Below are 12840 nucleotides of genomic sequence, written 5' to 3' on the forward strand. Positions count from 1 at the left end.
ATGAGGAGACCAGGGGTGCTGGCGGCGGTGATCGCCGTGGTCTGTGCCCTGGTCGCGGGGTGCGGGCCGGATCTGTCCGGGACGAAGGTGCGGATCGCGGCCGGCCTCAACGGGGGCGTCTACGACAAACTGGCCGAGGCGCTGGCCGACGCGTGGGCCGCGCAACTGGACACCGAGCGGCCCGTGATCCAGGAGACCCAGGGCTCGCCAGACAACGTCGGACGGGTGCGGGCGGGGAAGGCGGACGTCGCGTTCGTGGCGGCCGACGTGGCCGCCGACGACACCGCCGGGCTGGCCGCGCTGGCCCGGGTGCACGACGACTACCTGCACGTCATCGTGCGCGCCGACTCGTCGATCAAGTCGTTCGCGCAGTTGCGCGGCCACAAGGTCGCGATCGGCTCGCCGGACTCGGGGGTCGAGTTCCTGTCGAAGCAGTTGCTGAAGGCGTCCGGGCTGACCGGCGCGATCGACCGGCGCAACCTGGGCCTTCCCGAGGCGCTGCCCGCGCTGGAGAACCGGCAGATCGACGCCGTCATCTGGTCGGGTGGCCTGCCGACGCCGTCGATCACCGAGAAGGTGCACACGGTCGGCCTGCGGCTGCTCGACATCACCGACCTCGCGGACGCGCTGCGGGCCACCAGCCCGGTGTACCGGACCGCGACCATCCCGGTGACCGCCTACAACCTGCCGTCGCCGGTGACGACGCTGGTGCTGCCGAACTTCCTGGTGGTGCCCACGTCGATGCGCGACGACGTCGCCGAGGCGCTGGTGCGCGGGCTGTTCGACGCGCGCGATCAGCTGGTCAAGGCCGCCGGGGCGGCGTTGTCGATCGACGTCCATCCCGCCATCGAGACCGCTCCCCTGCCGCTGCACCCTGGGGCGCTGCGTTACTTCAGGTCAATCAAGGATTAGAGGCAGGGTCACGGTCACCTGAAGGCCGCCGCCTTCGGGTGAACCGAGCCGCAGCGAACCGTCCGATCGGGCCAGGATCTCGGTGACGATCGCCAGGCCGAGGCCGGAGCCGGGCACGTTCTGATGCGCGGTGCTGCGCCAGAACCGGTCCGCCGCGCGGTCCAGTTCGTCGTCGCGCAGGCCGGGGCCGTGGTCGCGGACGGCGATGTCCACCTTCCCGTCCGCGGTCGTGACGTCGACCCGCACCTCGGTCCCCGGTTCGGTGAATTTGAGCGCGTTGTCCAGGAGGGCGTCGAGGACCACTTCGAGGCCGCGCGCGGGCGCGAGCACCCTCAGCCCGCCGCCCAGCCCGGACGCGACCAGCGTGATGTCGCGCGCCGCGCCGACGACGGTCCAGCCGGCGACCCGGGCGCCCACCGTCTCGTCGAGGCCGACCGGCACCAGTTCGCCGCCCGAGGACTCGGCCCTGGCCAGCGAAAGGAGCTCGTCGAGGATCTGGTTGAGCCGTCGCGCGTCGACGAGGGCGGCTTCGAGATCCGCCGCGGCCAGGTCGTCGTCGACGTGCCCGTCGAGGTTGCCGAGCCGGATCTTCAACGCGGTCAACGGGTTCCGCAGCTGGTGGGAAGCGTCGGCGACGAACGCGCGCTGCGCCGACAGCGCCTCGTCGACGCTGGCGGCCATCCGGTCGAAGGAGCGTTCGAGCTGCCGCAGTTCCGGCGGGCCGCCCGTCTCCCCCACCCGTTTGACCTCGCGGCCGCTGACCACGGCGGCGACCAGCTCGCCGGTGGCGTCGTCGAGCCGCCGGACCGGGCGCAGGATCCAGCGCACCACCGGCACCGCGACCAGCAGCGCGAGGCCGAACACCGGCACCCCGCCCGCCGCGATGAGCAGCCACCACCACAGCAGTTCGGTACGCGCCTTGTCCGTCGAGGACACGGTGATCACCGCGCCCCGCACCTCGCCGTCGATCAGGATCGGCTCGGCCAGCACCAGCGGCTCGGTGGCCCACGGCATCAGCAGCGGCCCGGGTTCCGAACGCCGGCCGGCCAGCGCCTGCTGCAGATGCGAGGCGATGACGGGGTCCTTGAGGTCGATCCCGTCCGTCTCCCCCGGCCCCCTGGCGACGGATTCGCCGTCCTGGTCGACGATCGCCACCGGCACCCCGTACACCTCGGTGTAGCGGCGGAGCTCGTCCTCGATCAGATCCGGGCGGTTCTCCACCAGCGGGCGCTGGGCCAGCGACGCGAACCGGGAGGTGTCGGTGAGCCGGTCGAGGAAGAGGTCGAGCTGCGCGCTGGCCGCCACGCTGAGCGAGAGCGGGATGCCGAGGCCGAACACGAGCGCCGCGACCAGCGTCAGCACGATCGCCTGGAGCCGGACGCGCACCGGCTCAGCCCTCCTCGGCCGGGGCGTAGGCGCCGCCGAGGCGGTACCCGACGCCGCGGACCGTCTCGATCAGCGCGGGCCTGCCCAGTTTGGTCCGAAGGGTGGCGACGTGGACGTCGAGCGAGCGGCTCTCCGCCGGGCCGCGATGCCCCCAGACCTCGTTCAGCACGTGGTCGCGGGCACAGACCGCGCCGCGGGCGGTGACCACCAGCGCGAGCACCTGGAATTCCTTGCGGGACAACGAAACCGGCTGCCCGTCGACCTGCACCTCATGCCGCCCGATATCGACCGAGACATCACCCGCCCGGATGACACCCGCCGGCTCGGGCGCGGGAGGCCGCTCCCCGCGGCGACGGCGCACGGCCTCGACGCGGGCGACCAGTTCGTCGACGTCGTAGGGCTTCACCAGATAGTCGTCGGCGCCGGACCGCAGCCCCTGGATCCGGTCGTCGACCTCGCCCCGCGCCGAAACGACGATCACCGCGACGTCGCTGACCGCGCGGATCCGGCGGCACAGCACGATCCCGTCGATATCGGGGAGCCCCAGGTCGAGCAGCACGACGTCCACCTCGTGCACCAGATCGAGCACCCCGGCGCCGGAGGCCAGGCGTTTGATCGTCAGGCCGCGCCGGGTCAGCGCGGGCGTCAAGGCGCCCGCGACCCGGTCGTCGTCCTCCACCAGCAGTACCCGCACCCGTGTCTTCCCTTTCACGCCGTCCCCGCACCGCGACGAGGTGAAGAACGACTCTATGGGGTGAGTCACCCCTCGCGCTGCCCGTACCGGTGGGCCGTCCGGCCCAGTGAGGGATCCGTCGCGAGCGGTAATGGTCACGATGCGTCACAGATCTCGTGTGACCCCGGTTACGGGATACCCCCGCCTTGTCTAGGCTGATCAGCGCCGGACGGAGGTGGACCGGGGCCGTCCGGTGGCTTGAGAACGATACGGACTTGAAACCCTAAGTATTGGTCAAGCCGTCTTTACAAGCGGTCCGACGGGAGTAGGTTTCCGCCATCGCGTGGTGCCTGACCCCGCAGTCCCCTGCAAACGAACGCTCCTGGAGGCCAGATGACCGCGGAGGTGGCGGCGCCGATGATCAAGGCGGCCGCCGTGAACAAGTACTTCGGCGACCTGCACGTGCTCAAGGAGATCAACCTCGAGGTGCCGCGTGGGCAGGTCGTGGTCGTGCTCGGGCCGTCCGGGTCTGGCAAGTCGACGCTGTGCCGGGCGATCAACCGGCTGGAACCCATCAACTCGGGTGAGATCGCGGTGGACGGCGTTCCGCTGCCCGCCGAGGGGAAGGCGCTGGCCGCGCTGCGCGCCGACGTCGGCATGGTGTTCCAGTCGTTCAACCTGTTCGCGCACAAGACGATCGTCGAGAACGTCATGCTCGCGCCGATGAAGGTCCGCAAGGTCAACTCGGCCGAGGCCCGCAAGACCGCGATGGACCTGCTCGAACGTGTCGGCATCGCCAACCAGGCCGACAAGTACCCCGCCCAGCTCTCCGGCGGGCAGCAGCAGCGGGTGGCGATCGCCCGCGCGCTGGCCATGCGCCCCAAGGTGATGCTGTTCGACGAGCCGACCTCGGCGCTGGACCCGGAGATGGTCCAGGAGGTCCTCGACGTGATGACCACGCTCGCCAAGGACGGGATGACGATGCTCGTCGTCACCCACGAGATGGGCTTCGCGCGGCGCGCGGCGAACCGGGTGGTGTTCATGTCCGACGGCGAGATCGTCGAGGATTCCACCCCGGACGACTTCTTCACCAAGCCGAAGACGGATCGCGCCAAGGACTTCCTCGGCAAGATCCTGACCCACTAAGCGTTTCCGCGGCGCGGGCTCGTGCCGCATCGACGGAAGAAACAGGAGAGGTTCACATGAGGATCCGCACCCTTGCGGTGGGTCTGCTCGTCGGCAGTCTCGCACTGACCGCTTGTGGCAAGGAAGGCACGCCGAGCTCGCCGGGCGGCAGCTCCGAAGGCGCGAACGCGGGCGCACAGCTGCCCCAGTACACGGTGGCGTCGAACGTCGACCTCGCGGGCTCCCCGGTCTTCGCGAAGATCAAGGCCGCGGGCAAGCTGACCCTGGGCGCCAAGGACGACCAGCCGGGACTCGGCAAGAAGGACCCGACGAGCGGCAAGTTCACCGGTTTCGACATCGAAATCGCGAAGCTCGTCGCCGCGAGCCTCGGCTTCGGCGAAGACAAGATCACCTTCAAGACGGTCGACTCGGGTGCCCGTGAGCAGGCCATCGTGAACGGCGACGTCGACTACTACGTCGGCACCTACACGATCAACGACAAGCGCAAGGCGCAGATCTCCTTCGCCGGCCCGTACTTCGAGGCCGGCCAGGACCTGCTGGTGCGCAAGGACGAGACGGCGATCACCGGCCCGGAGACCTTGAAGGGCAAGAAGGTCTGCTCGGTCACCGGCTCGACCCCGATTCAGCGCGTCCGCGAGCAGAACCTGACCGAGCCCGGCAACATCGTCGAGTTCCAGAAGTACTCGCAGTGCGTCGAGAAGCTCAGCACCAAGGAGGTCGACGCGGTCACCACCGACGACGCGATCCTGAAGGGCTTCGCTTCGGAGGACTCCGACAGCTTCAAGGTCGTCGGCAAGACCTTCTCGAAGGAGCCGTACGGCATCGGTCTGAAGAAGGACGACAAGGTCCTTCGCGACAAGATCAACGACACCCTGCAGAAGGCGCTGGACGACGGCACCTGGCAGAAGATCTACGACGCCACCCTCGGCAAGTCGGGTTCGGCGGCGCAGAAGCCCACTCTGCAGAAGTACTGATGTAACCAGCGGCCGGTGGACCCGTGACGGGTTCACCGGCCGCTCCACACCCACCTCCAGTCGACGGCAGCGGGGAAAGGCTCCATGAACGTCCTGCTCGACAACCTGGATCTCTACGGTCCGTTCTTCCTCACCACGATCGAACTGTTCCTCTGGTCGGCGGTCGGCAGCCTGATCCTCGGCACGATCCTGGCGATGCTGCGGGTGAGTCCGGTCCTGGCGTTCCGCGCAGCGGGAACCACCTATGTGACCCTCATCCGCAACACCCCGCTGACGCTGGTGTTCGCGTTCTTCGTGTTCGCGTACCCGTTGCTGGACATCGTCAAGCTCAGCTTCTTCACCGCCGCGGTCGTCGCGCTGATCGTGTACACCTCGGCGTTCATCTGCGAGGTCGTCCGGTCGGGTATCAACACGGTCCCGGTCGGCCAGGCCGAAGCCGGACGCGCGCTCGGACTGACATTCGGTCAGATCCTCGGCCAGATCGTCCTGCCTCAAGCGCTGCGCTCCGTGGCGCCGCCGATGATCAGCACCCTGATCGCGTTGCTGAAGAACACCACGATCGCCGCCGGCTTCTCGGTCGCCGAGGCCGGCGCGATCCGGTCCTACCTCTCGGAGCGGGGTGACAACCAGTTGATCGGCCTGCTGTGGGTCGCCCTGGGCTTCATCATCCTCGTCGCCGTACTTTCTCTCATCCAGCGGAGCCTGGAGAAGCGCTGGAGCGTGGCCCGATGAGCAGTGTCCTGTTCGACGTCCCCGGCCCCAAGGCGCGGATGCGCCACCGCATCTACGCGGTCGTCGGTGTCCTCGCCATCGCCGCGTTCATCGCCTTCGTCGTCTACCGGTTCTACGACACGGGCCAGTTCGACGCGCGTAAGTGGGAATGGCTGCAGTACCAGCAGGTCCAGATCGACCTGCTGAACGCGGTGCTGGAAACGCTCCGCGCGTTCGCGACGGCAGCGGTTCTCGCGTTGATCTTCGGTGCGGTCTTCGCGGCCGGACGACTCTCCGACCACGTTTGGATCCGGCGTATCTCCGGGGCGATCGTGGAGTTCTTCCGCGCGATCCCCGCGCTGATCCTGATGTTCCTGTTCTACTTCGGGCTTCCTGCCGTCGGCGTCCCGATGACACCGTTCCTCGGCGTGGTCTTCGGTCTCACCCTGTACAACGGCTCGGTGCTCGCGGAGGTCTTCCGCGCAGGCATCCAGGCCCTGCCGAAGGGCCAGGCGGAGGCGGCGTACGCCCTGGGCATGCGCAAGACCCAGGTGATGTTCACCGTCCTGTTGCCGCAGGCGATCCGGGCGATGCTGCCGACCATCATCAGTCAGCTGGTGGTGCTCCTGAAGGACACCGCGCTGGGCTTCATCATCACGTTCCAGGAACTGCTGTACTACGCGCGTTACATCGGCACGCAGGGCGAGTTCGGGCGGCCGATCGTGCCGTCGACGCTGGTCGCGACCGGTATCTACATCTGTCTGTGCCTGCTGTTGACGGCGCTGGCGACGTACCTGGAGAAGCGCAACCGGCGCAGCAAGAAGCACATCGACCTCGACGAGAAGAAGGCCGAGGAGACCGGACTGGGAGCCGCAGCCTCCGCCTGATCCGTCCAGAAATCCGGAAGAGGCCCCGCCGCGCAGTGCGCGACGGGGCCTCTTGCTGTGCTCGCGCTTCGCCGAGGATGCGGCAGTACCGCATCACCGAATTCGGATCAGTAGTAGAAATCCACCGCGGAATTCGTCGCACGCTCTCCGCCGGAACAATAAGTCGTCGAAAGGCGATCCTTTGTGGTCCATCCGCCCCACCAGGGACCACTACCGTTGCACCAGATACCTACGCGATGTCTCAGAGACGCGGGCGCATCCGACGAACACGACGACCATGCCGCGCCACCACCTTGCTCTGGGTCATACGGATTCCACGATGAACCACAGGACCAGAGCAACGTTTCCGCAGAAGCATCCGCCATCGGCGCCGAAATAACACTGGCCGCGATCATCGCCATTGTCGCCAATGCGGTGCCGAACGATTTAGACATCACAAGACTCTCCCCTCAGCGCCCGAATTACGGAAGTTGTTCAACTAGTACAGCATCCGGCGGATCCACCCATACCTCCATCCGGATGATCACTCCGTCAACGCTTCCACCTGCAAGGAAGACCACTGGATCCGCCCGCTTACTCCACACGCGTGAACCATGACGATCATCTTGGCAGCACCACGAATTAGAGCTAGCGTTGATCCATCGAGCAAATCCGAAATCACACAAGGGATCGCTCGACCATTCATTCAATGCCATTGTCGGCATCACATATAAATGCGCACTCGCATCGTGCCATATCGACATCAGGGGAGACCATGACCTCGACAAAGAGGATTCTCGTAGCCGCGACGATGCTTGCCCTCGCAACAGGCGCAACAGTCGCCACCGGATCCGCCTTCGCCTCGGAAAACCCTAGCCCCGCGACCGTGGAATTCGTATACAAGGGCCAGGTTTGCTACGACCACAGCTACCCGCGTGTCGCCAGCTTCAAATGCGACTCCGGGCCAAGTGACAGCGCCGGTTACATAACTCAAGCGAAGTGCAGCAACGGGGCGGTAGTTTTCGGGAACTACGAGACCTACTCCTCCAGCTACTACTCCAATGCGGTTTGTCCGGTCGGCACCTCGGTGGTCCAAGCCACTCCTGAGCCCCAGTACAAGTTCAAGTAGACCGCAGCAGCGGCTCGCCCGATTCTGCCCGGCAGGACCTCGACGCGAGATAGGCCTCTTGGTCCTGTCGGGACAGCAGCCGCTCGGCTAGCGTCGGCCGTATGGCAGACCAGGTCGCGACGCTGCTCGAAGCGCTGCCGGACCTGGCGGGCAGGGCGGTCCTGGTCGTCGGGTGCGGCGATGGCCGCTATCCGCGCCTCCTGCGACGAGAGGGCGCGCGCCGTGTCGTCGGCGTCGACGCCGACCAGGCCTTGATCGCGGCCGCCCAACGCGAAGAGGAACGTGACCCCGTCGGGATCTCCTACGAGGTCCACCAGCTAGCCCGGCTGCCGGTGATGGGCGCCTTCGACATCGTGCTGGCTTTCCTGGACTCCCCCGCCCATCTCGGTCGCGTCGCCGCGAGCCTGGTGACGGGCGGACTGCTGGTGGTCGTCGCCACGAACGGGCTCAACCTGGAAGAAGGACTGCGGGACAACGGTTTCCAGGACCTCGTCCTGCACCGCCACGAGAGCGGCGACGTGCACAGCGCCCGCAAGACGGGCTGAGTCGCGCACCCTGGTGTCGAGCCAGGCTGGCCGGGGCTATGAATCCCGGCCGGTCGCCGGACCGTGCGCGTCTGGCGGTATGGGACACACGGACCCCACACCGCCGCACCGGTACGACGGAACAGGTTTCCCCGCCGTGCCGGGGCGTAGCGCGTGTGGGAGTCGAACCCACGTCACCGGGGTGAAAACCCGGTATCCCTTCCGCTGGACCAACGCGCCTTGGCCTGGAACACAGTCCGGCACGCATCGCGCACCGGACTGCTTCGTTCCAGAATTCAGGGTCACCGCAAAGAAAAAAGCCGCCCGGTTCGGTTTCCCGAAGGGCGGCTCCACGTACGCGGCGTCCGGTCAGGACGGCGGCGTGGAGCCGTGTTTTTCCTCCATACCAAGGAAACGGTACTGCGTCATGCGTCCTCCTCGGTCGGTGTGCGGTAAGTGTGCGTCAGGCACGGGAGCGGCGGCAACCGATTTAGCTCGTGAGTGGTAAGGACGGTTAGAACCGTCCTTACCACTCACGAGAGGTGCCTACTTGTCCCGCCGGAAAAGCTTGTTCCCCAGCCACACGATGGGGTCGTACTTCCGGTCGGCGACGCGTTCCTTCATCGGGATCAGCGCGTTGTCGGTGATGTGGATGCCCTCCGGGCACACGTCCGAGCAGCACTTGGTGATGTTGCAGTACCCGAGACCGTGCTCCTCCTGCGCCTCGTCCCGCCGGTCGGCGACGTCGAGGGGGTGCATTTCGAGTTCGGCGATCCGCATCAGGTACCGAGGCCCGGCGAAGGCCTCCTTGTTCTCCTCGTGGTCACGCACCACGTGGCAGGTGTTCTGGCACAGGAAGCACTCGATGCACTTGCGGAACTCCTGCGAGCGCTCGACGTCCACCTGCTGCATCCGGTACTCCCCCGGCTTCAGCTCCGGGGGCGGCGTGAACGACGGGATCTCACGGGCCTTGGTGTAGTTGAACGACACGTCGGTCACCAGGTCGCGGATCACCGGGAACGTCCGCATCGGCGTCACGGTGATGACCTCGTCCTCGGTGAAGGTCGACATCCGCGTCATGCACAGCAACCGCGGTTTGCCGTTGATCTCCGCCGAGCACGAGCCGCATTTGCCCGCCTTGCAGTTCCACCGCACCGCCAGATCCGAGGCCTGGGTGGCCTGCAACCGGTGGATGATGTCGAGGACGACCTCGCCCTCGTTGACCTCGACGCTGTAGTCCTGCAGCTCACCCGAATCGGCGTCGCCGCGCCAGACCCGGAAACTCGCCTTGTAGCTCATGCCGGACTCCCGGGGTGCGAAGCCAGTTCTTCGTCGGTGTAGTACTTCCCCAGCTCGGACAGTTCGAACAGCTCCAGCAGGTCCTGCCGCAACGGGACCTGGGCCTTGACCTCGATGCCGATCTCCGGCACCACCGGGTTGTCGCCCGGCGTGGCCGAGCAGACCAGGAGTTTGTTGCGCCACTGGGAATCCATGCCCGGGTGATCGTCGCGGGTGTGCCCGCCCCGGCTTTCGGTCCGCATCAGCGCGGCCCTGGCGACGCATTCGCTGACCATCAGCATGTTCCGCAGGTCGACGGCGAGATGCCAGCCGGGGTTGAACTGCCGGTGCCCTTCGACGGTGACCCGCTTGATCCGCTCGCGCAGCTCGCCGAGCTTCTCCAGCGCCCGCTCGATCTCCTCCGCCTTGCGGATGATGCCGACCAGATCGTTCATCGACTGCTGCAACTCGGTGTGCAGGCTGTACGGGTTCTCCTCGACGCCGTCACCCGGCGGGTCGAACGGCGCGAGCGCCATCGCCGCGGCGGCGTCCACATCGGACTGACTGACCTTCGGGCGATCCTTCAGCTCCGCGACGTAGGACGCGGCGCCGAGGCCCGCGCGGCGGCCGAAGACGAGCAGGTCCGACAGCGAGTTGCCGCCCAGCCGGTTCGAGCCGTGCATCCCGCCCGAGCACTCGCCGGCGGCGAACAGCCCCGGCACGCTCGACGACGCGGTGTCCGGGTCGACCTCGATCCCGCCCATCACGTAGTGACAGGTGGGGCCGACCTCCATCGGTTCCTTCGTGATGTCGACGTCGGCGAGTTCCTTGAACTGGTGGTACATCGACGGCAGCCGCTTGCGGATCTCCTCCGCGGGCAGCCTGCTGGCGATGTCGAGGAAGACCCCGCCGTGCGGCGATCCGCGGCCCGCCTTGACCTCCGAGTTGATCGCGCGCGCCACCTCGTCGCGCGGCAATAGATCCGGGGTGCGCCGGTTGTTGTCGGCGTCGGTGTACCAGCGGTCGGCTTCTTCCTCGCTGTCCGCGTACTGCCCCTTGAAGACCTCGGGCACGTACTCGAACATGAACCGCTTGTCCTCGGTGTTCTTGAGGACCCCGCCGTCACCGCGGACGCCTTCGGTGACCAGGATCCCCTTCACACTCGGCGGCCAGACCATGCCGGTCGGGTGGAACTGGACGAACTCCATGTTGATGAGCTTCGCCCCGGCCCGCAGCGCCAGCGCGTGCCCGTCGCCGGTGTACTCCCACGAGTTCGAGGTGACCTTGAAGGATTTCCCGATGCCGCCGGTGGCCAGCACCACCGCCGGCGCCTCGAACAGGATGAACCGGCCGCTCTCCCGCCAATACCCGAAGGCGCCGGAGATCCGGCCGTCCTCGGTCAGCAGCTCGGTGATCGTGCACTCGGCGAAGACCTTGATCCTCGCCTCGTAGTCACCGGTCTCCTTGAAGTCCTCTTGTTGCAGCGAAACGATTTTCTGCTGCATCGTGCGGATCAGTTCGAGCCCGGTCCGGTCGCCGACGTGCGCGAGCCGCGGATACGTGTGCCCGCCGAAGTTGCGCTGGCTGATCCGGCCGTCGGCGGTGCGGTCGAACAGCGCGCCGTAGGTCTCCAGTTCCCAGACCCGGTCCGGCGCCTCCCTCGCGTGGAGTTCGGCCATCCGCCAGTTGTTGAGGAACTTCCCGCCACGCATGGTGTCGCGGAAGTGCACCTGCCAGTTGTCGTTCGAGTTCGCGTTGCCCATCGACGCCGCGCAGCCGCCTTCGGCCATCACGGTATGCGCCTTGCCGAAGAGCGATTTGCACACCACCGCGACGCTGAAGCCGCGTTCACGGGCTTCGATGACCGCGCGGAGGCCGGCACCGCCGGCACCGATCACCACCACGTCGTAGCTGAGCCGTTCGACCTCGGTCATGAAAAGAGCCACCTCAAAGCTTGTCGCCGGGGACGGGAGATTCCCGCGCCGCTAGTTGATGAACCGCAGATCCGAAATGGCACCGCTCGCCACGAGCATCACGTAGAGATCGGTCAGCACGAGCGTGCCGAGCGTCGTCCACGCCAGCGCCATGTGGCGGGTGTTGAGCTTCGTCACCTGGGTCCAGATCCAGTAGCGGACCGGATGTTTGGAGAAATGCTTGAGCCTGCCACCGGTCACGTGACGGCACGAATGGCACGACAACGTGTACGCCCACAACAGGATCACGTTGCCGAGCAGCACGATGTTGCCGAGCCCGAAACCGAATCCGCCGGTCTTGCCGTGGAACGCGGTGATCGCGTCGTAGGTGTTGACCAGCGAGACGACCACGGCCACGTAGAAGAAGTAGCGGTGGGCGTTCTGGATGATCAGCGGCAGCCGGGTCTCCCCGGTGTACTTCGCGTGCGGCTCGGCGACCGCGCAGGCGGGCGGCGAGAACCAGACGGCCCGGTAGTAGGCCTTGCGGTAGTAGTAGCAGGTCAGCCGGAAGCCCAGCAGGAACGGCAGGACCAGGAAGCCGAGCGGGATGAAGCCCGGCAGTTCGCCGAACCAGGCCCCGAAATGCCGGGAGCCTTCGACGCAGGATTCCGAGACGCAGGGCGAATAGAACGGCGTCAGGTAGTGGTACTCGGGCACCCAGTACGCGGTGCGCACGAAGGACCTGATCGTCGCGTAGATGATGAAGGCGGAGAGGCCGAGGACGGTCAGCAGCGGGGACAGCCACCATCGGTCGGTGCGCAGCGTTTTCTCGACGATGAGGGCCCGCGACGGCGCGCGGACCCCCGTACCCCGTCCGGCCTCTTTGCCGGCGGGGGCGCTCACCGCTGGTCGCGCTTGTAGCCGCCGACGCCTTCGTCATCGGCGCCTTGCCAGAGCGCCGGATCGTAGGGCGTATCGGGAACTTGGACCCGATCGGCGGCCTTCGCCTGGGCGGGCACCGCGTTCGGGGTCGTGTCGAGGTCGGTCGCGTCGATGTCGAGCCGCTCGACGTCGTTCGCCAGGCGCCGTACCGCCGAGGCGTCGCCGTATCGGGACCGCAGCGCGCCGACGCACTGCCTCAACTGACCGATGGCTCGCCGAAGCTCGGCGATCTCTGTGGTGGACATCGGTACCTCCCGATGGTCGGTTCGGTTGGCCGCTTGAGCCGTCGAGGGCAAGCGATTCCTCGCCAACCCGACTCTGCCGCGCGTTGTGCAATGTGACAAGTAGCACAGTAGAACCCAGGAGCGTGACGGAGGTCACGCGAG

13 protein-coding genes and 1 tRNA gene are annotated in these 12840 nt (G+C 66.9%); 7 read left to right on the forward strand and 7 right to left on the reverse strand.

Features of this window, described 5'->3' with window-relative positions:
* Positions 1-912: a TAXI family TRAP transporter solute-binding subunit gene (locus DMC61_RS08690; protein WP_125688296.1), complete on the forward strand. Its 912-nt coding sequence runs from the start codon at positions 1-3 to the stop codon at positions 910-912.
* Here the strand turns inward: DMC61_RS08690 and DMC61_RS08695 are convergent.
* Positions 898-2298 carry a HAMP domain-containing sensor histidine kinase gene (locus tag DMC61_RS08695; RefSeq protein WP_125688298.1) on the reverse strand — a complete coding sequence of 467 codons (1401 nt, stop codon included), beginning with the start codon at positions 2296-2298 and terminating at the stop codon, positions 898-900. The genes DMC61_RS08690 and DMC61_RS08695 overlap by 15 nt on opposite strands.
* Positions 2299-2302: 4 nt before the next feature.
* Positions 2303-2992: a response regulator transcription factor gene (locus DMC61_RS08700; protein ID WP_125688300.1), complete on the reverse strand. Its 690-nt coding sequence runs from the start codon at positions 2990-2992 to the stop codon at positions 2303-2305.
* Between the two features lie 396 nt (positions 2993-3388).
* Between DMC61_RS08700 and DMC61_RS08705 the strand changes: the two genes are divergently transcribed.
* The 6 genes from DMC61_RS08705 to DMC61_RS08730 all read left to right on the forward strand — a co-directional run bounded on the left by DMC61_RS08705 (position 3389) and on the right by DMC61_RS08730 (position 8342).
* A complete protein-coding gene (locus tag DMC61_RS08705; RefSeq protein ID WP_007029281.1) occupies positions 3389-4117 on the forward strand; it encodes an amino acid ABC transporter ATP-binding protein in 729 nt (242 codons plus the stop codon).
* Positions 4118-4173: 56 nt separating this feature from the next.
* Entirely contained in the window at positions 4174-5091 is a 918-nt protein-coding gene (locus tag DMC61_RS08710) for a glutamate ABC transporter substrate-binding protein (protein ID WP_125688302.1), read from the forward strand.
* An 84-nt stretch (positions 5092-5175) separates the two neighbouring features.
* Positions 5176-5823, forward strand: a complete 648-nt coding sequence (locus tag DMC61_RS08715; RefSeq protein WP_072028053.1) for an amino acid ABC transporter permease — start codon at positions 5176-5178, stop codon at positions 5821-5823.
* Positions 5820-6689, forward strand: a complete 870-nt coding sequence (locus DMC61_RS08720; protein WP_125688304.1) for an amino acid ABC transporter permease — start codon at positions 5820-5822, stop codon at positions 6687-6689. The genes DMC61_RS08715 and DMC61_RS08720 overlap by 4 nt, the downstream gene beginning before the upstream one ends.
* Positions 6690-7443: 754 nt before the next feature.
* The gene (locus DMC61_RS08725) at positions 7444-7797 is read left to right on the forward strand and encodes a hypothetical protein (RefSeq protein WP_125688307.1); all 354 of its coding nucleotides are present in this window, start codon (positions 7444-7446) and stop codon (positions 7795-7797) included.
* A 101-nt stretch (positions 7798-7898) separates the two neighbouring features.
* Positions 7899-8342, forward strand: a complete 444-nt coding sequence (locus DMC61_RS08730; protein ID WP_125688309.1) for a class I SAM-dependent methyltransferase — start codon at positions 7899-7901, stop codon at positions 8340-8342.
* Between the two features lie 147 nt (positions 8343-8489).
* On the opposite strand, the gene DMC61_RS08735 is transcribed toward DMC61_RS08730, so the two are convergent.
* The 5 genes from DMC61_RS08735 to DMC61_RS08755 form a co-directional block, all read right to left on the reverse strand.
* Positions 8490-8561, reverse strand: a tRNA-Glu gene (locus DMC61_RS08735).
* A gap of 306 nt (positions 8562-8867) precedes the next feature.
* Positions 8868-9620: a succinate dehydrogenase/fumarate reductase iron-sulfur subunit gene (locus DMC61_RS08740; RefSeq protein WP_005164720.1), complete on the reverse strand. Its 753-nt coding sequence runs from the start codon at positions 9618-9620 to the stop codon at positions 8868-8870.
* Positions 9617-11533 carry a fumarate reductase/succinate dehydrogenase flavoprotein subunit gene (locus tag DMC61_RS08745; protein WP_125688311.1) on the reverse strand — a complete coding sequence of 639 codons (1917 nt, stop codon included), beginning with the start codon at positions 11531-11533 and terminating at the stop codon, positions 9617-9619. The genes DMC61_RS08740 and DMC61_RS08745 overlap by 4 nt, the downstream gene beginning before the upstream one ends.
* Before the next feature lie 51 nt (positions 11534-11584).
* The gene (locus DMC61_RS08750) at positions 11585-12415 is read right to left on the reverse strand and encodes a hypothetical protein (RefSeq protein WP_125688312.1); all 831 of its coding nucleotides are present in this window, start codon (positions 12413-12415) and stop codon (positions 11585-11587) included.
* Positions 12412-12699: a hypothetical protein gene (locus DMC61_RS08755; protein ID WP_016332714.1), complete on the reverse strand. Its 288-nt coding sequence runs from the start codon at positions 12697-12699 to the stop codon at positions 12412-12414. The genes DMC61_RS08750 and DMC61_RS08755 overlap by 4 nt, the downstream gene beginning before the upstream one ends.
* Positions 12700-12840 lie beyond the last annotated feature (141 nt).

The organism is Amycolatopsis sp. WAC 04169, from assembly GCF_003947535.1.
Lineage (GTDB): Bacteria > Actinomycetota > Actinomycetes > Mycobacteriales > Pseudonocardiaceae > Amycolatopsis > Amycolatopsis keratiniphila.